The organism is Streptomyces sp. DT2A-34 (assembly GCF_030499515.1).
In the GTDB taxonomy this organism is placed as follows: Bacteria; Actinomycetota; Actinomycetes; order Streptomycetales; family Streptomycetaceae; genus Streptomyces.
In genome coordinates this window covers 2776252-2796499 of record NZ_JASTWJ010000001.1, presented here as the reverse complement: position 1 = coordinate 2796499, position 20248 = coordinate 2776252, and the positions used below count along the sequence as shown (strand labels likewise).

Here is a 20248-nt window from a genome sequence, read left to right as displayed (position 1 = left end):
CCGTCCGGTTACGGTCCCTCCCGGGAGGTGCTGGACCTGAGCCCGGCGAACGTCGTCCGGGACCCCGGCGGCGTCGGTCCCAGGATCCCTGCGGCGTCAGTGCCAGGCCCGCGACGGCCGCGCCGTCAGTCCCAGGACCCCAGTGCCCGCGGCAGCTCCGCGACCTCCGTCAGGTCCTCCGCTGTCAGCCGCACTCGCTCAGCCCCCGTGTTCTCGGTCGCCCAGGGCTCCTTGCAGGTTCCCTGCGGCGTCGGTCCAGGCCTCGACACTTGTGCCGTCAGTCCCAGACCCTGGCGGCTGCGGCCCCAGTCCCAGACCCCGACGGCTGTGCCGTCAGTCCCAGGACCCCAGTGCCCGCAGCAGCTCCGCGACCTCCGTCAGGTCCTCCGCCGTCAGCCGCACTCGCTCAGCCCTCGCGTTCTCGGTCGCCCAGCGCTCCTTGCAGGTTCCCTGCGGCGTCGGTCCAGGCCTCGACACTTGTGCCGTCAGTCCCAGACCCTGGCGGCTGCGGCCCCAGTCCCAGACCCCGACGGCCGCGCCGTCAGTCCCAGGACCCCAGCGCCCGCGGCAGCTCCGCGACCTCCGTCAGGTCCTCCGCCGTCAGCCGCACTCGCTCAGCCCTCGCGTTCTCGGTCGCCCAGCGCTCCTTGCAGGTTCCCTGCGGCGTCGGTCCAGGCCTCGACACTTGTGCCGTCAGTCCCAGACCCTGGCGGCTGCGGCGTCAGTGCCAGACCCCGACGGCCGCGCCGTCAGTCCCAGGACCCCAGTGCCCGCGGCAGCTCCGCGACCTCCGTCAGGTCCTCCGCCGTCAGCCGCACCCCCTCGGCCCCCGTGTTCTCGGTCACCCAGCGCTCCTGCTTGGCCCCGGGCACCGGGACCACGTGCCGGCCCTGCGCCAGCACCCACGCCAGCGCCACCTGTGCGGGCGTGACCCCGTCCCCGTGCCGGGCCGCTATTCGGCGCAGGCCGGCCACTATCGGCTGGTTCGCCGCCATCATCTCCGCGGTGAAGCGCGGGTGCCGGGCGCGGACGTCGTCCGGTTCGAAGCCCTGGCCCGGGGTCAGTGTGCCCGTGAGGAAGCCGTTGCCCAGCGGCATGGCCGCCAGGAAGCCGACGTCGCGTGCCTCGCACCACGGCAGCAGCGTCTCCAGGGCCTCCGGCGACCACACCGACAGCTCCGCCTGCACGGCGCTCACCGGAAAGACCTGCTGCACCCGCTGCAGCTGGCGGATCGTCGTGTCGTGCAGGCGGGTTCCCGAGCGGCGGCCGCCCCGCGCACCCATCGCGCACAGCCCCAACGACCGTACTTTTCCGGCCTGCACGAGCTCCGCCATCGCGCCCCACGTCTCCTCGATGGGGACTTCGGGATCCGCGCGGTGCAGTTGGTAGAGGTCGATCACGTCCGTCTGCAGGCGGCGCAGAGAGGCGTCGCACGCCCGCTTCACATAGCCGGGACGGCCGTTGGCCACGATGTGCTGTTCGCCCACCAGCAGACCGACCTTGGTCGACACGAACGCGTCCTGGCGGCGCTCCTTCAACGCCCGCCCCAGCAGCAGCTCGTTGGTGAACGGACCGTACATGTCGGCCGTGTCCAGCAGGGACGAGCCCAGATCGAGCGCCCGGTGCACCGCCCTGAGCGACTCCTCGCCCCGCTGCCGCGACGAGCTGTACGCCCAGCTCATCGGCATGCACCCGAGCCCGACGGCTCCCACCGCGAGTGCCGCCGCGCCCAACGTCCTGCGCTCCACCTGGCCGTAACCCTCCCTCTTCCGGCACCCCAACCTAACCTCTGCACACCTGTTCGCCTGACATAGCCTCCAGAGCATGACTGCTGATGTGTGGCTCCCCATCCCGCCGGAAGAGATCGAGGGCCTCCCCGAGGGCCCGAACTACCGCTTCTGGGACGGCGCCGAGGACTTCCCCGCCGACCCGGCGGAGTGCGCCTTCTACGTCGTCCCGTACATGAAGGCGCCCGCGCTCGGGCAGCGTCCGCTGCCGGAGATGAGCTCGGTGCAGGTCGTGCAGACGCTCTCCGCCGGCATCGACCATGTGGAGGCGGGCCTCAGGCACCTGCGGCCGGGCGTGAAGCTGTGCAACGCGCGCGGGGTGCACGAGGCGAGCACCGCCGAGCTCACCCTCACGCTGATCCTCGCCTCGCTGCGCGGCGTCCCCGACTTCGTGCGGGCGCAGGACAAGGGGGAGTGGCTCGGCGGATTCCGGCCGGCGCTGGCGGACAAGAGTGTCCTCATCGTGGGATACGGCTCGATCGGGGCGGCGATCGAGGACCGGCTCGCACCCTTTGAACTGGCGCGGGTGGCGCGCGTCGCGCGCTCTGAGCGCACCACGGCGCGCGGACCCGTGCATCCGCTCACCGAACTGCCCGCCCTGCTCCCGGAAGCGGACGTCGTCATCCTGTCCACGCCCCTGACGGACGCCACCCGGCACCTGGTCGACGCCGACTTCCTGGCCCGGATGAAGGACGGCGCGCTGCTGGTCAACGTCGCCCGTGGAGCCGTCGTCGACACCAAGGCGCTGCTCGCCGAGCTGGAGACCGGGCGCGTCACCGCCGCCCTGGACGTCACAGACCCCGAGCCGCTGCCCCGGGAACACCCCCTGTGGCGTGCGCCGGGCGTGCTGATCAGCCCGCATGTGGGCGGACCGACGTCGGCGTTCCTGCCCCGCGCGAAGAGGTTGCTGGTGGACCAGTTGAGTCGTTACGTGAACCGGGAGCCCCTGCGCAACGTGATCCTTACGACAGGGGCGTAGTCCGCTTCGAGCACCCTCCGCAACCTCCCGGAAGCGGTCCGTACTCGCATATGCGCTGGTCGTCACGGAGCGTAGAGGCGCTATGTCCCTGAGTGACGAGACTGGTGTATCGTCCGGACAGGGGTTGCGCCGCGTACGTTCGGCGCCGGGGATGGATATTTCAGATTTGTGAGGGGGGCGACGGGCGATGCACGGCCTATGGACCAACGACCCGACGCGGCGGGGCCGCCGACGACCCTGGCGAACGTCCGCGTGCAGACGCGGCCACCACGGCGCTCACGGCTGCCATCACAGTCACCACCACCGCAGGCACAGCAGCCGCAGGCGGCATGCGTACACAGCGCACCGGGACCCTCGGGACCCGGGGGCGGCGCGGACCGGGAGGGCCCGGTGAGCTCGCCACCCTCTCCCACGACCACCCTCGACGGAGCGCTGCGGGCACAGCCCTCGTCGGCGGCGATGCTGCCCCGCCGGCCGTCCATCGGCGGCGGCTCGGGGTTCGTCCCCCAACTCGTGCTGGCCCTGCTGTGTGCGGCATACGCCGTCGGTTCCGCGGTCGGCTGGGGCTCTGACCAAGTCGCGCTGATCATGGGCGACTTCGGGCTGGCCGCCGCGGCCGGCGCCGCCGCCGTGTCCTGCTTCCGCTACGCCCGTAGCCGCCATATCCGGTTTCGGCCGGCCTGGCTGCTGTTCGCCCTCTCCTCGGCCATGGCGGCCCTCGGCAACCTGGTCTGGGGGTGGTACGAGGTCGTCCTCGAACAGCCCGTGCCCAGCCCCTCCTACGCCGACGGGTTCTTCCTGTGCTTCGCGCCGCCCGCCATCGTGGGACTCCTGGTGCTCGCCAAGCGGCCGGTGACGAAGGCCGGCTGGGTCTGCCTCGGGCTGGACGCCTGGCTGATCGGCGGCTCGCTACTGACCCTGGCGTGGAGCCTCGCGCTCGCCCAGGCCGCCAAGCTCGACTCGAACGGCGGGGCGAGCGTGGCGCACACCGCGCTCTCGCTCGCCTACCCGCTGCTCGACATCGCCCTGGTCAGCATGGTGCTCGCGCTGCACTTCCGCCGCTCGTCGGCGAACCGCACCGCGGTCAACACCGCGATCGGCGCCCTCGCCCTGACCGTGATGTGCGACGCCCTGTTCACCTCGCCGCTGCTGCACAACAGCTACCGCTCCGGCCAGCTGCTCGACGCGGGCTGGTTCGCCGGCTCGCTGCTGCTGGCGTACGCCCCGTGGGCCGCGCCGCGGAACGCGGAGGGCGAACGGCAGGACGGGTCGGGGCACACGCGCGTGGTGCACGAGCACGTCCCCGGACAGCGCGGCGCAAGCCATCACCACGCGCCCGCGCCGGGAGGTGAGCACAGCCGGTACCCGGCCAACCGGCCGATCGCCGGCTCCCTGGCCGCGCTCACGCCGTACCTCGCCGCCGCCGTCTGCACGCTGGGGATCCTCTACAACGTGCTCAACGGCCGCAGCGTCGACCGCGTGGTGCTCATCACCGGCGGCACGGTCGTGCTCGCCCTCGTGGTGCGCCAGGGCATCATGCTGCTCGACAACATCACCCTCACCCAGGAGCTGGCGCAGAAGGAGAACCACTTCCGCTCCCTGGTGCAGGGCTCCAGCGACGTCATCATGATCGCCGCGCCCAACGGCATCCTCCGGTACGTCTCCCCGGCCGCCGCCGGAGTCTACGGCCGCACCGCCGAGGAGCTGGTGGGTACGGAACTGGCCAATCTCATCCACCCGGAGGACCTGGGCTGCGTGGTGCACGAGGTGCGCCGCTTCCTCGCCGCCAGCCCCCTTGAGGAACCCACTACGCGCATCGAATGCCGCTTCCGGTCCGGCGAGGACGGGTGGCTCAACGTCGAGTCGACCGTCAACCGCCACCACGGCGGCCTCATCTTCAACAGCCGGGACGTGACCGAAAGAGTGCGCCTGCAGGCGCAGCTCCAGCACAACGCCGAGCACGACCCGCTCACCGACCTGCCCAACCGCGCGCTGTTCACCAAGCGGGTCCAGCAGGCCCTGTCCGGCCGCCGTGCCTCCGATCGAGGCATCGCCCTGCGCAACACGGCCGTCCTCTTCATCGACCTCGACGGCTTCAAGGGCGTCAACGACACGATCGGACACCAGGCCGGGGACGAGTTGCTCGTCCAGGCCGCCCGCAGACTCCAGGAGGCGGTCCGGGGCGGGGACACCGCCTCCCGGCTGGGCGGCGACGAGTTCGCGGCCCTGATCGCCGGGGACAACACCCGCGACCGCACCGCCCGCGAACGACACATCCTGGAGCTCGCCGACCGCCTCAGAGTGACGCTGTCGCAGCCCTACCTCATCGACGGCAACGATGTCCGTGTCAACGCCTCCATCGGTGTCGCCTTCGCCGAGCCCGGCCTCGGCGCGGGGGAGCTGCTGCGCAACGCCGACCTGGCCATGTACCGCGCCAAGGCGGGCGGCAAGGGCCGAGTCGAGCTGTACAAGCCGCAGATGCAGCAGGACGTCGTACGCAAGGCGGAGCTGGCCACGCGTCTGCGTGCCGCGCTGCACGACGGCGAGTTCGCGCTGCTGCACCAGCCGGTGGTGTGTCTGGAGGACGGCCGGATCACGTCGATCGCCACCCAGGCGCGCTGGCGGTCCTCGCAAGGGGTGCTGTTCACGCCCGCCGAGTTCCTGCGGGTGGCCGAGGACAGCGACAAGACCGCCGAGCTGGGCCGCTGGATGCTGGAGGAGGCCGTCGAGCAGGCCGCCGAGCGCGCCGCGACCGGGCTCGCCGTACCTGTCGCCGTGCGGGTGGGCGCGCGCCGGCTGCTGGACCGGTCGACGCCGCTCGGCTCGATCGAGGCGCTGCTGACCCGGCACGGGCTGCCGTCCGGTTCACTGATCATCGAGCTGTCCGACCTAGACCCCCGTGTCTCGCTGGATGAACTGGAGCGCCGCCTGAGCGGCCTGCGCAGAGCCGGTGCCCGGGTCGCCCTGGACGGCTTCGGCAGCGGTTACGCGGCGCTCACGGCCCTGCGCCGACTGCCCGTCGACGTGGTCAGGCTCGACCGCGGCCTGGTCGAGGGAGTCGTCGAGTCCGCGCGGTTGCACAAGATCACCAGTGGGCTGCTGCGGATCGCCGGCGACCTCGGGCTGCAGTCCGTGGCCGACGGTGTGGACCTGCCGGAACAGGTGGTCGCACTGCGCGCGATGGGGTGCACGCACGGGCAGGGCATGGCGTTCTCCGGTCCGCTGGACGAGTACCGGCTGCGCCGGGCGCTCGGTTCCGGCCGCTATCCGGTACCGCACGGACCGGCGGAGCCCGCGTTCGCGGGAGGCGGGTCAGGGGTGTACACCAGTGGTGTGACCGCTGTCCTCGGAGGCGGCAGTGCCCTTCGCTCACATAATGAGACTCCCGTCCCACCTACTTGACAGTGGGTGCGTGCCGGGGAGAGGGTCAGTGCCATGCGCACCCGAATTCTCGTACTTGGAAAGCGCGTCGGCTGAAGCTGGTGACGTCCGGACAGACCCGGAACTCCCAGCGACCCCACCCGGCGCGCTCCCCTCGCTTGCCTTATGGCACGAGGGGTTTTTTGTTGCACAGGCACGAGTCGTGCAGCATCGAAACTCCGCCCAAACCTCGCAAAAACCCTCAGCATCGAGAAGAGAATGCCGATGACCGAGCAGGCCACCGGGGCCCATCACCCGCAGCCGCGGCCCCGATCCGGAGGACACCAGTCCGCCCCCGAGCACGTCACGGGTGCGCAGTCCCTCATCCGCTCTCTCGAGGAGGTCGGGGCCGACACGGTATTCGGCATTCCCGGCGGTGCGATCCTTCCGGCGTACGACCCGCTGATGGACTCCACCAGGGTCCGCCACGTCCTGGTCCGCCACGAGCAGGGCGCCGGTCACGCCGCCACCGGTTACGCGCAGGCCACCGGCAAGGTCGGCGTCTGCATGGCGACCTCCGGCCCCGGCGCCACCAACCTGGTCACGCCGATCGCCGACGCCCACATGGACTCGGTGCCGCTCGTGGCGATCACCGGGCAGGTGGCCTCCAAGGCGATCGGTACGGACGCCTTCCAGGAGGCGGACATCGTCGGCATCACGATGCCGATCACCAAGCACAACTTCCTGGTCACCAAGGCCGAGGACATCCCGCGGATCATCGCGCAGGCGTTCCACATCGCCTCCACCGGCCGCCCCGGCCCGGTCCTGGTCGACATCGCCAAGGACGCCCTCCAGGCGAAGACCACCTTCTCCTGGCCGCCCACCATGGACCTGCCCGGCTACCGGCCCGTCACCAAGCCGCACGCCAAGCAGATCCGCGAGGCCGCCAAGCTCATCACCTCCGCGAAGCGCCCCGTCCTCTACGTCGGCGGCGGCGTGATCAAGGCCGGCGCCACCGCCGAGCTGAAGGTCCTCGCGGAACTCACCGGAGCGCCCGTCACCACCACCCTGATGGCGCTCGGCGCATTCCCCGACAGCCACCCGCTGCACGTGGGAATGCCGGGCATGCACGGTGCGGTCACCGCCGTCACCGCGCTGCAGAAGGCCGACCTGATCGTCGCCCTCGGAGCCCGCTTCGACGACCGCGTCACCGGCAAGCTGGACAGCTTCGCCCCGTACGCCAAGATCGTCCACGCCGACATCGACCCCGCCGAGATCGGCAAGAACCGCGCCGCCGACGTGCCGATCGTCGGTGACGCCCGCGAGGTCATCGCCGACCTGGTCCAGGCCGTCCAGAAGGAGCACGCCGAGGGCCACCAGGGCGACTACAGCGCCTGGTGGAAGGACCTCAGCCGCTGGCGCGAGACCTACCCGCTCGGCTACGACCAGCCCGAGGACGGCTCCCTGTCCCCGCAGCAGGTCATCGAGCGCATCGGCCAACTCGCCCCGGAGGGCACGATCTTCGCGGCGGGCGTCGGCCAGCACCAGATGTGGGCCGCGCACTTCGTCCAGTACGAGAAGCCAGCCACCTGGCTGAACTCCGGCGGCGCCGGAACCATGGGCTACGCGGTCCCGGCCGCGATGGGCGCCAAGGCCGGAGCCCCGGACAAGGCGGTCTGGGCGATCGACGGCGACGGCTGCTTCCAGATGACCAATCAGGAGCTCACCACCTGCGCCCTGAACAACATCCCGATCAAGGTCGCCATCATCAACAACGGCGCCCTCGGGATGGTCCGCCAGTGGCAGACCCTCTTCTACAACCAGCGCTACTCCAACACCGTGCTGCACAGCGGCCCCGAGGCCGACGGCAAGCAGCCGAGCGCCGGCACCCGCGTCCCCGACTTCGTGAAGCTGTCGGAGGCCATGGGCTGCTACGCGATCCGCTGTGAGTCGCCGGAGGACCTCGACAAGGTCATCGAAGAGGCGAACTCCATCAACGACCGCCCGGTCGTCATCGACTTCATCGTCCACGAGGACGCGATGGTCTGGCCGATGGTCGCCGCCGGCACCTCCAACGACGAGATCATGGCCGCCCGGGACGTCCGCCCCGACTTCGGCGACAACGAAGACGACTGAGAGCCGTAGGTAAAGGAAGCAGACCATGTCCAAGCACACGCTCTCCGTCCTGGTGGAGAACACGCCGGGCATCCTCGCCCGGATCGCAGCCCTGTTCTCCCGCCGCGGCTTCAACATCGACTCGCTCGCGGTCGGCGTCACCGAGCACCCCGACATCTCCCGCATCACCATCGTGGTGAACGTCGAGGACCTCCCGCTGGAGCAGGTGACGAAGCAGCTCAACAAGCTCGTCAACGTGCTGAAGATCGTCGAGCTGGAGCCGGGTTCGGCCGTTCAGCGCGAACTCGTTCTGGTGAAGGTGCGCGCCGACAACGAGACGCGCTCCCAGATCGTCGAGATCGTCCAGCTGTTCCGCGCCAAGACCGTCGACGTCTCCCCGGAGGCCGTGACGATCGAGGCCACCGGCAGCAGCGACAAGCTGTCCGCCATGCTGAAGATGCTGGAGCCGTACGGCATCAAGGAGCTCGTCCAGTCCGGCACGATCGCGATCGGCCGCGGCGCCCGTTCGATCACGGACCGGTCGCTGCGCGCCCTGGACCGCTCGGCCTGAGCCCCCGTACGGCCCGTCGCGGCTTCCCGCACGGCCGACTCGTAGAAGATTCACGTACGACCGGAATCGGGCGGCCGGCGAGCCACCGGCCGCCCGCATTCCGAGACCCCGAGACCTCCCTCACCCCCGCCGTCATACGGTGGGACGCAACACCTGCACACAAGGAGAGAACCCAAAGTGGCCGAGCTGTTCTACGACGCCGACGCCGACCTGTCCATCATCCAGGGCCGCAAGGTCGCGGTCATCGGTTACGGCAGCCAGGGCCACGCCCACGCGCTGTCGCTCCGTGACTCGGGTGTCGACGTCCGCGTCGGTCTGCACGAGGGCTCCAAGTCCAAGGCGAAGGCCGAGGAGCAGGGCCTGCGCGTGGTGAGCCCGTCGGAGGCCGCCGCCGAGGCCGACGTCATCATGATCCTCGTCCCGGACCCGATCCAGGCCCAGGTCTACGAGGAGCACATCGCCCCGAACCTGAGCGACGGCGACGCCCTGTTCTTCGGCCACGGCCTGAACATCCGCTACGGCTTCATCAAGCCCCCGGCCGGCGTGGACGTCTGCATGGTCGCCCCGAAGGGCCCGGGCCACCTGGTGCGCCGTCAGTACGAGGAGGGCCGCGGCGTTCCGTGTATCGCCGCCGTCGAGCAGGACGCCACGGGCAACGCCTTCGCGCTGGCCCTGTCGTACGCCAAGGGCATCGGCGGCACCCGCGCCGGCGTCATCAAGACGACCTTCACCGAGGAGACCGAGACCGACCTGTTCGGTGAGCAGGCCGTTCTCTGCGGTGGTACGGCCGCGCTGGTCAAGGCCGGTTTCGAGACGCTGACCGAGGCCGGCTACCAGCCGGAGATCGCGTACTTCGAGTGCCTGCACGAGCTGAAGCTGATCGTGGACCTCATGTACGAGGGCGGTCTGGAGAAGATGCGCTGGTCGATCTCCGAGACCGCCGAGTGGGGCGACTACGTCACCGGCCCGCGGATCATCACCGACGCCACCAAGGCCGAGATGAAGAAGGTCCTCGCCGAGATCCAGGACGGCACCTTCGCCCAGGCCTGGATGGACGAGTACCACGGCGGTCTGAAGAAGTACAACGAGTACAAGACGGCCGACTCCGAGCACCTGCTGGAGACCACCGGCAAGGAGCTGCGCAAGCTCATGAGCTGGGTGAACGAGGAGGCGTAAGTCTCAGCCGACGGGGCCGGAGCTTGCCGCTCCGGCCCCGTTGTCCACCCCGTCGTATCACGGACGGGTGATCCTTCCGCAGAGGCGCAAGACGACCTCCGCCGCGCCACTAGACTGGCGCACAACATACGCGTCAGGCCCACAGCGTCGTGCGTCTCCACGCGGCTAGCCCCTCCACCGCCTGCGGCCGTCGGGACGGCCGTCCGCATTGGACTTGTGAGGACTCACGTGAGCTCGAAACCCGTCGTACTCATCGCTGAAGAGCTGTCGCCCGCCACCGTGGACGCGCTTGGCCCCGACTTCGAGATCCGCCACTGCAACGGAGCAGACCGAGCCGAACTGCTCCCGGCCATCGCCGAAGTGGACGCGATCCTGATCCGCTCCGCCACCAAGGTCGACGCCGAGGCGATCGCCGCCGCCAAGAAGCTCAAGGTCGTCGCGCGAGCCGGCGTCGGCCTGGACAACGTCGACGTCTCCGCCGCCACCAAGGCCGGCGTGATGGTCGTCAACGCCCCCACCTCGAACATCGTGACCGCCGCCGAGCTGGCCTGCGGTCTCCTCGTCGCCACCGCCCGCCACATCCCGCAGGCCAACGCCGCGCTGAAGAACGGCGAGTGGAAGCGCAGCAAGTACACGGGTGTGGAGCTCGCCGAGAAGACCCTCGGTGTCGTGGGTCTGGGCCGTATCGGTGCGCTGGTCGCCCAGCGCATGTCCGGCTTCGGCATGAAGGTCGTGGCCTACGACCCCTACATCCAGCCCGCGCGCGCCGCCCAGATGGGCGTCAAGGTGCTGTCGCTGGACGAGCTGCTCGAGGTCTCCGACTTCATCACCGTCCACCTGCCCAAGACCCCCGAGACCGTCGGCCTCATCGGCGACGAGGCGCTGCGCAAGGTCAAGCCGAGCGTGCGCATCGTCAACGCCGCGCGCGGCGGGATCGTCGACGAGGAGGCGCTGTACTCCGCCCTCAAGGAGGGCCGGGTCGCCGGTGCCGGTCTCGACGTGTACGCGAAGGAGCCCTGCACGGACTCCCCGCTGTTCGAGTTCGACCAGGTCGTCGCCACCCCGCACCTCGGTGCCTCCACCGACGAGGCGCAGGAGAAGGCCGGTATCGCCGTCGCCCGCTCGGTGCGTCTCGCCCTCGCCGGTGAGCTCGTGCCGGACGCGGTGAACGTCCAGGGGGGCGTCATCGCCGAGGACGTCAAGCCGGGTCTGCCGCTCGCCGAGCGCCTGGGCCGTATCTTCACGGCGCTCGCCGGTGAGGTCGCGGTCCGCCTCGACGTCGAGGTCTACGGCGAGATCACCCAGCACGATGTGAAGGTGCTGGAGCTCAGCGCCCTCAAGGGTGTCTTCGAGGACGTCGTCGACGAGACGGTGTCCTACGTCAACGCCCCGCTGTTCGCCCAGGAGCGCGGCGTCGAGGTGCGGCTGACGACCAGCTCGGAGTCGTCCGACCACCGCAACGTCGTCACCGTGCGCGGCACGCTCGGCAACGGCGAGGAGGTGTCGGTCTCCGGCACCCTGGCCGGCCCCAAGCACCTCCAGAAGATCGTCGCGGTCGGCGACTACGACGTGGACCTCGCGCTCGCCGACCACATGGTCGTCCTGAAGTACGAGGACCGTCCGGGTGTCGTCGGCACCGTCGGCCGCATCTTCGGTGAGGCGGGCATCAACATCGCCGGCATGCAGGTCTCGCGTGCCGTCGCCGGTGGCGAGGCGCTGGCCGTCCTCACCGTCGACGACACGGTGCCCGCCGGGGTGCTGACCGAGGTCGCCGAGGAGATCGGGGCGACGTCCGCCCGTGCGGTGAACCTGGCCTGACGCTCCACGACGAACGCCGGGTGGGCTGAGGATTCTCGGCCCACCCGGCGTTCGTCATGCCAGGACCTTGTCCGGTTCCGAGGCCTTCGCGGGCTCCCGCACGTGCACCCGCCGCAGCGTGACCGCCGCCAGCACCGCCGCGCCCGCCAGCACCACCGCTCCGGCGATCGCAGCGCCCCGCATCCCGTCGGTGAACGCCTCCCGCGCGACCGCGGCCAGCCCCGGGACCTGATCGGCGACGGCCAGCGCGCCGCCCAGCGTCTCGTGCGCCACGTCCGGCGCCGAGGCCGGGATCTCGTGGCGGTAGATCGCCGTACCGATGGAGCCGAGGACCGCCATGCCCAGCGCCCCGCCGAACTCCGCGCCCGTCTCCATCAGCGAGGACGCTGTGCCCGCCCGCTCCACCGGGGCGGTGCCCAGCGCGAGGTCCATGATCTGGGACATGGCCGTGACGCCCCCGACCGCGAGGACCCCGCACGCCGTCAGCACCAGCCCCATCGAGTCCGTACCGGCCAGGGCCAGTAGCGCGAAGCCGGACGCGGCGATCGCGAAGCCCGCGGTGACGACATGGGCGCGGTCGACGCCCTTCTGCACCAGCTGGGTCGCGATCGGCGCCGCCGCCCCGATCGGCACCGACGGCAGCAGCGCCCACAGGGCCGCCTCCAGCGCGCCCATGCCGAGTACCGACTGGAGGTACTGCGTGGTGAAGTAGGTCGAGCCCACCACCCCGAACATGCAGACGAGGTTGAGGCCCACCGAGGGGGCGAAGCCCCGTCCGCGGAACAGGGCCGGCGAGATCATCGGCGCCGCGGCCGTGCGCTGACGGTGGACGAAGAGGGCCGCGAACAGCAGGCCTACGGTGATCGGGACGACGTAGCGGACGTTCCAGCCCTCGGACGGGATCTCCTTCACGCCGTAGATCACGGGAAGCACCGCCGCCATCGACAGCGGAACGCTCAGCCAGTCGAAGCGGCCGGGCTCGGGGTTCCTCCACTCCGGGAGCAGGATCGGCCCGAGGACCAGCAGCAGCGCCATCGCCGGCAGGTTGACCAGGAAGACCGAGCCCCACCAGAAGTGCTCGACCAGCACCCCGCTCATCACCGAGCCGAGCGCGATCCCGGCCGTCATCACGCCGGACCACATGCCGATCGCCTTCGCGCGCTGGCCCGGGTCGGTGAACATCGTGCGGAGCAGGGCCATCGTCGACGGCAACAGGGTCGCGCCGCCGATGCCGAGGACCGCGCGGGCCGCGATCAGGGTCTCGGCGCTGCTGGCGTACGCCCCCACCAGTGAGGCGGCGCCGAAGGCGGTGGCGCCGATCAGCAGGAGGCGGCGGTGGCCGATGCGGTCGCCGAGCGAGCCCATCGTCATCAGCAGGCCCGCCAGGACGAAGGCGTAGATGTCGAAGATCCACAGCTGCTGGGTGCCGGTCGGCTCCAGGTCCGCGCTGATCGCCGGGATCGCGAAGTACAGGACCGAGACGTCCATCGAGACCAGCAGCAGCGGCAGCATCAGCACGCCGAGGGCGGTCCATTCTCGGCGGCCGGCGCGGGCGGGGACAGGCGTGGTGGTGCTCGCCGGGTCGGTTGTCATGGCAGGGAATGTACGTGCGTCTTAAACGCTTGTCTAGGACGGCTGTATATGACGACTGTATGGATCGACGGTAGGGTGGTCGGCATGGGACACCGTGAGGATCTGCTGGAAGGCGCCAAGCGCTGCCTGCTGGCGAAGGGGTTCGTGCGGACGACCGCGCGCGACATCGTCAAGGAGTCGGGGACCAACCTGGCGTCGATCGGCTACCACTACGGGTCGAAGGACGCGCTGCTGGCGCAGGCGTACGTGTCGCTGGTCGAGGGGCTGGGCGACGCCTTCGAGGGCGACGGGACTGCCGGGATCACCGCCGAGCCGGGCTCGATCGAGCGGTTCCAGGAAGTGTGGTCGAACATCATCGGCACCATGCGGGAGCCCGGCTCGGTGTGGCGTCTCAGCGTGGAGATCACCGCCATGGGCGATCAGTTGCCCCAGGTGCGCGACCATCTCTCCCATGCCCAGCTGGAGGCCGGGCGCGGCATCATCCCGCTGCTCATGGGCGGGCGTGAGGAGGATGTCCGGGACGAGACCGTGGACACCCTCGGCAAGTTCTATCTGACCCTGATGACCGGACTCATCACCCAGTGGACCTTCGACCCCGAAACCGCGCCCAGCGCGGAGCAGCTCACCGAGGGCCTCCGCCAGGTGATCGAGGCCGCTACCCGGAAATGACGCGCCCGTCACGCATCTCGATCGCCCGGTCCGCGAAGTGCCGTACGACCGCCCGGTCGTGGCAGATGAACAGGTAGCCGAGGCCGAGGTCGTCCTGGAGGTCGGCGAGCAGGTTCAGCACGCCGGCCCGCACCGAGGGGTCGAGGGCCGACACCGGCTCGTCCAGGACCAGCAGGTGTGGCTCGGAGGCCAACGCGCGGGCGATTCCGGCGCGTTGGCACTGGCCGCCGGAGAGTTCGTGCGGGTGGCGGTCGCCGTACGACGGATCGAGGCCGACCCGGTCGAGGAGTTCGGCGACCCGGGCGGGGCCGTCGGTGGCGCTCCAGCGGCCCTGCACCTTCAGTGGTTCCGCCACCGCGTCGCGGATGCGGTGGCGGGGGCTCAGGGAGCCGAACGGGTCCTGGAAGACCGGCTGCATGCGGGGGCGCAGCGGGCGCAGCTCGCGTTCGGTGAGGGTCGTCAACTCCTGTCCCTCGAAGACCACTTCACCGGCGTCCGGGCGGCGCAGCTGGAGGACCGCGAGGGCTGTGGAGGACTTGCCGCAGCCGGAGGGGCCGTTGACGGCGAGGGTCTCGCCGGCGGCCAGGGTGAACGAGACGTCGTCGACCGCGGTGACGTCGCCGTAGCGGACCGTGAGGTGGCGGACGTCGAGCAGGGCGTCACTCATGCGGGCTGCCGCTCCTCTCCCTGTCCTTGGAACAACTCCGTCGCGGGGTGGGGGAGTTCCGCCCAGTGATGGCAGGCGACCAGGCGTCCTTCCACCTCCTGCGGCTCCGGTTCCCGCGCACGGCAGGCGTCTGTCGCGAGCGGGCAGCGCGGGGCGAAGGCGCAGCCTGGCGGGAGTGCGCCCGGGGCGGGCGGGGTGCCGCGCAGGGCGGGCAGGCGGCGGCCCGGGGGTGCGTGCTGGGGGAGGGAGGCCAGCAGGCCCGCCGTGTACGGGGCGCGGGGGCGGTCCAGTACCTCGCCGGCCCGGCCCAGTTCGGTGAGGCGGCCGGCGTACATCACCAGCACGCGGTCCGCGCGGTCCCGTACGACGTCCATGTCGTGGGTGACGAGCACGAGCGCGGCCCCCACCGCCTCCCGTTGCTCGGCGAGCACCCGCAGCACCTGGTCGCGGTGCTCCTCGTCCAGGGCCGTGGTGGGCTCGTCGGCGACGACGATGTCGGGTTCGTTGATCGTCGCCATGGCGATGACGGCGCGCTGCCGCATGCCGCCGGAGTACTCGTGCGGATACGCCCGTGCCTTGCGGGCGGCGTCCGGGATGCCGACCCGGTCGAGCGCGGCGACCGCCCGGGCCCGGGCCTCCTTGCGGGAGACGCGGGCCACCGACCGTACGGCGGCGGCGAGTTGGTCGCCGACCGGGTGCACGGGGGACAGGGCGGACAGGGCGTCCTGCGGGACGAGGCAGATGCGGCGGCCGCGGTGGGGCGCGAGGTCCGGCTCGATCGTCCCGCTCGTCGTCGCGCCCCGGGGCAGCATGCCGAGCAGCGCCCGGGCGGTGAGGGACTTGCCGGCGCCCGATTCGCCTACGAGGGCGAGGACTTCGCGCGGGCGGACGTCGAAGGTCAGACCGCGTACGGCCTCGACTCCGTCGAAGGCGATGCGCAGGTCGTGTACCGACAGCAGTGCGTCAGACGGCAACGGGGGCTTCCTTCCTCTGCTCCGTCGGAGCGGCTCGCCTTGCCCTCCGGCCCTGTACGGCCGCCGCCCCCGACACCGCGAGCCCCGCCAGCAGGGCGAGCGCGACGGCCGGGGCGAGGGCCGCCCAGGGGGCGCGTTCGATGTAGGCGCGGGACTCGTCGAGCAGCAGGCCCCACTCGGGGGTGGGCGGCTGGGCGCCCAGGCCCAGGAAGCCGAGGGAGGCCAGGGCGAGGGCGATACCGGGCAGGCGCAGCAGGGCGTGGCGGGCGACGGGGGCGGCGACGGACGGCAGGACGTGCCGGGTGAGGATCCAGAACGGGGTCGCGCCCATGGCCCGTTGCGCGGTCAGGAACGCCGACGCCCGCACCTCCTGCACCAGGGCCGCCGCGTGCGCGGACAGCGCCGGCCACGAGATCAGGGCGACCGCGAGGGCCGTGCCGCCGGTGCCGGGGCCGGCCGCCGCGGCGACCAGGATGCCGACGATCACCGGGGGCAGGGCGTTGGCGATGTCGGCCGCGCCCGCTGCGATGCCGGGCAGGAAGCCCAGCGCGAGTGCGACCAGCAGGCTCAGCACACAGATGGCGGCGGCCGTGCCGACGGTCGAGGCGGCGCCGTGCCCGAGCCGGGCCAGCACGTCGCGGCCGAGGGCGTCGGTGCCGAGCGGGTGGGCCCAGGAGGGGGCGGTGAGGCGGGCGCTGGTGTGCACGGTGTACGGGTCCCGCAGCAGGCCCCAGCCGATGGTCACGGCGAGGACCGTGAACAGGGTCAACGGGATCGCCGGGTGGGTACGGACCGGACGTGCCGGGGGCAGCGTCAGCCCGGCGTCACGCAAGGCGGGGCCGAGCAGCCGGCGCCGTACGCCCACCGCCAGCGCACCCGCGACCAGGCCGAGCAGCAGCAGGGCCAGGACGGAACCCTGGAGCAGCGGCAGGTCCTGCGACTTGGCCGCGCCGAGCGCCGTACGGCCGATGCCGGGCACCGCGAACACCATCTCCACGGCGACCGCTCCGCCGGTCAGGCCGACGGCGACCATCCCGAACTGCGGTACCAGGGGCGGCAGTACGCGCTTGAGGGCGGCCGCCGAGATCGTCGTACGGCTCACTCCCGCACCCCGCCACAGCTCCACCCACCGCTCGTCGAGCACGGCGGGCAGCGCGTCCGCGACCAGCCGGCCGAGCAGACCGCCCGCCGGGACGCCGAGGGCGAGCGCGGGCAGCACCAGGTACTCGGGGCCCGCCCAGCCGGCCGTCGGCAGCCAGCCCAGCCACACCCCGCACACCAGCAGCGCGACCGTGGCCAGCAGGAACTCGGGGACCGCGGCGAGCATGGCGGCGAAGGCACCGGCCGATCCGCGTCCCCGCACCAGCACCGGCGCCACCAGCACGGCGGCCAGCACGACCGCGACGCCGAGCGCCGCGCCCATCAGGCCCAGGGACACCTGGAGGCCGGCGACGACGGACGGCAGGACGTCGGTTCCGGACACCCAGGAGGTGCCGAAGTCACCGTGCAGCAGGTCCGAGGCCCAACTCCCCAGCAGCGAAAGGGGACCGGCGTCCAGGCCCAGGTTCTCGCGGATCGCGGACAGGGCCTCCTCGGTCGCCTCCTGCTCGGCCGACCGGGCGCGCAGCACGGTCAGCGCCGGGTCCCTGCGCGAGAGCCAGGGCAGCAGGCCGACGGTGGCCAGGACGGCGACGAGACAGGCGAGGCGGGTCAGCCCGGCCGCGCCGACCGCCTTCCTCGCCCGGCCCCTCACTTGACGTACGTGTCGATCGTGACGAGCTCACGCTCGCGCGGGTCGTGCGCGGCGTCCACGACACCGGCGGCGTCGCCCTGGATCACCCGCTCGTGGAGCATGGGGACGGCCGCGTCCTCGGCGAGCACGGCGGCCTCGGCCGCGATGATCGCCTTGCGGCGGGCGTCGCCGGTCTTCGTCTCGCTGGCCTTCTTCAGCGCGGCGTCCACGGAGGGGTCGGCGAGCTGGGAGATGTTGAAGGAGCCGTCGGAGGCGAAGTCGCTGTACAGGTAGGCGGCCGGGTCGCCGGAGTCGAGGACGGTGGCGCGGGAGAGGATGAACGCGTCGAACTTGCCCGCGAGGGCGTCGGATTCGATGTTGGCGTACTCGCGGACGTCGAGCTTCACCTTGAATCCGGCCTTCTGGAGCTGCTGTTGCAGCGTGGCGGCGACCTCGGGCAGTTCCGCCCGGTCGGTGAAGGTGCCGATGGTGATCGTCGTGCCGTTCGGCTTGCCGGCCTTGGTGTGCTTGACGGGCGTGCGCAGTTCGGCCGCCCACGGCAGGGCGGGCCCGAGCAGTCCTTCGGCGACATCCGCCCGCCCCTCGTACACGCCCTCGACGATCGACTTGGCGTCGATCGCCTCCCGGGCGGCGGCGCGCAGCGAGGCGTCCTTGAAAGCGCCCTTCCCGGTGTTCAGGTAGAGCGTGTTGGTGCGCGGCATCGGGACCTCGGTGATCAGGTCCTGGTCGAGGACAGCGGCCTGGGAGACCGGAATCGCCTCGACGATGTCGGCCTCGCCGGTGCGCAGGGCGGCGGCGCGGGCCGTCCCGTCCGGCACGAACGTGACGTCGATTCCCGGGGCCTTGGCCTTGCCGCCCCAGTACGCGTCGTAGCGGTCGAGGGTGGCGGAGGAGGTGCCGTTGACCTTGACGAGTTCGAAGGGGCCGGTGCCGGCGCCGACGGGGTTCACCGTCTTGCCCTTGTAGGCCTTGGCGGCCAGGACCGACAGCTGGGGCGAGCTCAGCCGCTGCGGGACGAGGGGATCCTCGGTGCCGGTGGTGACCGTGACCGTGTCGGCGTCCTCGGCCTTCACGGTCAGCTCCACGCCGTCGAGGATGCGGGGCTTGGGGGAGGCGGAGGCGGCCTTGGTGAGCGACCGCACGACGGCGTCCGCGTCGAGCTTCGTGCCGTCGTGGAAGGTGACGCCGTCGCGTATCTCGAAGGTCCAGGTACGCCCGGACTGCTGCCACTCGGTGGCGAGCGCGGGCTGGGCGTCGCCTTCCTTGTCGAGCTTCACCAGGGTCTCGGCGGCCGACCAGCGCGACAGCTTGAACGCGTCGTCGCTCAGTGGGGACAGGCCCGAGCGGGGCGGCTGCATGTGCGCGACACGGATGCGCTTGCCGTCCGCACCCGCGTCCGCTGCGGATTCCGCCCCGGCGAAGCAGCCGGTGAGCAGTGCGGAGGCCGCGGTGAGGGCGGTGGCGGGGAGCAGGCGGTGAGCGGGCAGGCGCACGGAACCCTCCGGGTAAAGGGGCGGTCAAGAGAGCGGTTGCTGCGAACCATAGCACGATGGAAATCATTTCCAATAATCTGCCCTTGCTGCGCCTGCCGGGCGGCTGGCGCCGCCGGCTACCGCAGGCCGTGGCGTCGGCGCTCCTCCGCGCTGAGCGCGCGACTCGCCCGGCTGCGTCCCCTGTCGATCAGGGTCCGCGGATCCGTGGCGACCGGCCAGATGCGGACGGTCTGGTCCCGGGACGCCGTGGCCACCCGTGCGCCGTCCGGGGACCAGGCGACGCTCTCGACGCCGCCCGAGTGCCCGCCGAGGATCAGCAACTCCGCTCCACGGTCGACGTCCCAGATCCGTGCCGTGCCGTCCGCCGAGGCGGTGGCGGCGAAACGGCCGTCCGGCGACCAGCAGACATCCCGGATGGTGTCGTCGTGTCCGGTCAGCGCCAGCGCCTCCGCCCCGTCCGCCGCGCTGTGGATCCGAAGGGTCCTGTCGTTGGAGACGGAGGCGATCCGGGTGCCGTCGGGTGACCAGGCCACAGCCTGGACGAAGTCGGTGGGGCCGGTCAGGCAGTGCAGCTCGGCTCCGGCCTTCGCGTCCCAGATCCGCACGGTGCGGTCGACTGCGGCAGAGGCGAGGCGTGTGGAGTCCGGTGACCGGCAGACGTCCCGGATGAGGTCCTCGTGGGCGGCAAGCGTGCGCAGCAGCTCCCAGGTGGAGGCGTCCCAGACCCGCACCGTCCGGTCGTGGGCGCTGGTGGCGACGCGCGTGCCGTCGGGTGACCAGGCGACCCCCTCGACCCGGTCGGAGTGCGCCTGGACCAGGTTCTGCATGTGGCCCGTCGCGGCGGACCAGATACGCATCGTGCGGTCGTTGGAGGCCGTGGCGATGAACCGGGCGCCCGGGGACCAGGCCACGTCCCGGACCGGGTCGGTGTGTCCCTCCAAGGTGTGCAGCCAGGTGCCGTGCCGGGCGTCCCACACGCGGGCCGTGCAGTCGAACGAGGCGGTGCTCAGCCGCCGCCCGTCCGGTGGCCACGCGGCCGCCTCGACCAGAGCGTCGCGCCCGCGCAGGACGACCACGTCGTCCGGCCGCATCAGGTCCCAGATGCGGCCGGAGCCGTCATTGGCGACGGTGGCGATCCGGGCACGTCGGTCGCATGGTTCATCGAGAGGCCGACGAGCACGGAGAAACGCAGGACAGGACCTGCACGGCCCGAGTGAGCACGTGCCGGTACACAAGTCCCCCGTATCGGTCGACATCGGCTTCCGAGGTGTGGCAGTCGCGGTGAATTATGCC

Annotated in this window: 13 protein-coding genes and 4 pseudogenes; 7 read left to right on the top strand and 10 right to left on the bottom strand. The window is 71.4% G+C overall.

All coding sequences use genetic code 11. From position 1 onward, the window contains the following. Window positions 1-125: 125 nt before the first annotated feature. The 4 genes and pseudogenes from QQM39_RS12095 to QQM39_RS12080 form a co-directional block, all read right to left on the bottom strand. A pseudogene (locus QQM39_RS12095) lies at window positions 126-254 on the bottom strand (aldo/keto reductase); the annotation flags it as partial. 79 nt (window positions 255-333) lie between these two features. Continuing rightward, a pseudogene (locus tag QQM39_RS12090) lies at window positions 334-462 on the bottom strand (aldo/keto reductase); the annotation flags it as partial. Window positions 463-541: 79 nt separating this feature from the next. Continuing rightward, window positions 542-658 (bottom strand): annotated as a pseudogene (locus QQM39_RS12085) (aldo/keto reductase); the annotation flags it as partial. A gap of 91 nt (window positions 659-749) precedes the next feature. Beyond that, window positions 750-1748, bottom strand: coding sequence for an aldo/keto reductase (locus QQM39_RS12080; protein ID WP_301996690.1), 999 nt, complete (start codon window positions 1746-1748; stop codon window positions 750-752). Between the two features lie 76 nt (window positions 1749-1824). On the opposite strand from QQM39_RS12080, the gene QQM39_RS12075 reads away from it, so the two are divergent. The 6 genes from QQM39_RS12075 (at window position 1825) to serA (ending at window position 11806) form a co-directional block, all read left to right on the top strand. Further along, complete coding sequence (locus QQM39_RS12075) at window positions 1825-2766, top strand: 2-hydroxyacid dehydrogenase (RefSeq protein WP_301996689.1); 942 nt, start codon at window positions 1825-1827, stop codon at window positions 2764-2766. A 390-nt stretch (window positions 2767-3156) separates the two neighbouring features. Next, the gene (locus QQM39_RS12070) at window positions 3157-6168 is read left to right on the top strand and encodes a bifunctional diguanylate cyclase/phosphodiesterase (protein ID WP_301996688.1); all 3012 of its coding nucleotides are present in this window, start codon (window positions 3157-3159) and stop codon (window positions 6166-6168) included. Window positions 6169-6405: 237 nt separating this feature from the next. Continuing rightward, window positions 6406-8262, top strand: coding sequence for an acetolactate synthase large subunit (locus tag QQM39_RS12065; protein WP_301996687.1), 1857 nt, complete (start codon window positions 6406-6408; stop codon window positions 8260-8262). 25 nt (window positions 8263-8287) lie between these two features. After that, window positions 8288-8812 (top strand): acetolactate synthase small subunit, encoded by a 525-nt coding sequence (gene ilvN / locus QQM39_RS12060; RefSeq protein WP_043504310.1) that lies wholly within the window; start codon window positions 8288-8290, stop codon window positions 8810-8812. Between the two features lie 177 nt (window positions 8813-8989). Next, complete coding sequence (gene ilvC, locus QQM39_RS12055; RefSeq protein ID WP_301996686.1) at window positions 8990-9988, top strand: ketol-acid reductoisomerase; 999 nt, start codon at window positions 8990-8992, stop codon at window positions 9986-9988. A 228-nt stretch (window positions 9989-10216) separates the two neighbouring features. Next, a complete protein-coding gene (serA, locus tag QQM39_RS12050; protein WP_301996685.1) occupies window positions 10217-11806 on the top strand; it encodes a phosphoglycerate dehydrogenase in 1590 nt (529 codons plus the stop codon). 54 nt (window positions 11807-11860) lie between these two features. On the opposite strand, the gene QQM39_RS12045 is transcribed toward serA, so the two are convergent. Continuing rightward, complete coding sequence (locus tag QQM39_RS12045) at window positions 11861-13399, bottom strand: MFS transporter (RefSeq protein WP_301996684.1); 1539 nt, start codon at window positions 13397-13399, stop codon at window positions 11861-11863. Between the two features lie 84 nt (window positions 13400-13483). Between QQM39_RS12045 and QQM39_RS12040 the strand changes: the two genes are divergently transcribed. Next, window positions 13484-14068: a TetR/AcrR family transcriptional regulator gene (locus QQM39_RS12040; protein WP_301996683.1), complete on the top strand. Its 585-nt coding sequence runs from the start codon at window positions 13484-13486 to the stop codon at window positions 14066-14068. Here QQM39_RS12040 and QQM39_RS12035 read toward each other — a convergent pair. The 5 genes and pseudogenes from QQM39_RS12035 to QQM39_RS12015 all read right to left on the bottom strand — a co-directional run bounded on the left by QQM39_RS12035 (window position 14055) and on the right by QQM39_RS12015 (window position 20046). After that, complete coding sequence (locus QQM39_RS12035; RefSeq protein WP_301996682.1) at window positions 14055-14735, bottom strand: dipeptide/oligopeptide/nickel ABC transporter ATP-binding protein; 681 nt, start codon at window positions 14733-14735, stop codon at window positions 14055-14057. The genes QQM39_RS12040 and QQM39_RS12035 overlap by 14 nt on opposite strands. Next, complete coding sequence (locus tag QQM39_RS12030) at window positions 14732-15709, bottom strand: ABC transporter ATP-binding protein (RefSeq protein WP_302003554.1); 978 nt, start codon at window positions 15707-15709, stop codon at window positions 14732-14734. The genes QQM39_RS12035 and QQM39_RS12030 overlap by 4 nt, the downstream gene beginning before the upstream one ends. Continuing rightward, a pseudogene (locus tag QQM39_RS12025) lies at window positions 15699-17462 on the bottom strand (ABC transporter permease subunit); the annotation flags it as partial. The gene QQM39_RS12030 and the pseudogene QQM39_RS12025, both read right to left, overlap by 11 nt. Further along, complete coding sequence (locus tag QQM39_RS12020; RefSeq protein WP_301996681.1) at window positions 17459-18955, bottom strand: ABC transporter substrate-binding protein; 1497 nt, start codon at window positions 18953-18955, stop codon at window positions 17459-17461. The gene QQM39_RS12020 and the pseudogene QQM39_RS12025, both read right to left, overlap by 4 nt. A 116-nt stretch (window positions 18956-19071) precedes the next feature. After that, complete coding sequence (locus QQM39_RS12015) at window positions 19072-20046, bottom strand: WD40 repeat domain-containing protein (protein ID WP_301996680.1); 975 nt, start codon at window positions 20044-20046, stop codon at window positions 19072-19074. Window positions 20047-20248: the final 202 nt, after the last annotated feature.

Excerpts from the sequence above, each read along its gene's own strand:
- QQM39_RS12075 (WP_301996689.1), top strand. The coding sequence starts at position 1,825 with ATGACTGCTGATGTGTGGCTCCCCATCCCGCCGGAAGAGATCGAGGGC.
- QQM39_RS12065 (WP_301996687.1), top strand. The coding sequence starts at position 6,406 with ATGCCGATGACCGAGCAGGCCACCGGGGCCCATCACCCGCAGCCGCGG.
- ilvN (WP_043504310.1), top strand. The coding sequence starts at position 8,288 with ATGTCCAAGCACACGCTCTCCGTCCTGGTGGAGAACACGCCGGGCATC.
- QQM39_RS12045 (WP_301996684.1), bottom strand. The coding sequence starts at position 13,399 with ATGACAACCGACCCGGCGAGCACCACCACGCCTGTCCCCGCCCGCGCC.
- QQM39_RS12040 (WP_301996683.1), top strand. The coding sequence starts at position 13,484 with ATGGGACACCGTGAGGATCTGCTGGAAGGCGCCAAGCGCTGCCTGCTG.
- QQM39_RS12035 (WP_301996682.1), bottom strand. The coding sequence starts at position 14,735 with ATGAGTGACGCCCTGCTCGACGTCCGCCACCTCACGGTCCGCTACGGC.
- QQM39_RS12015 (WP_301996680.1), bottom strand. The coding sequence starts at position 20,046 with ATGCGGCCGGACGACGTGGTCGTCCTGCGCGGGCGCGACGCTCTGGTC.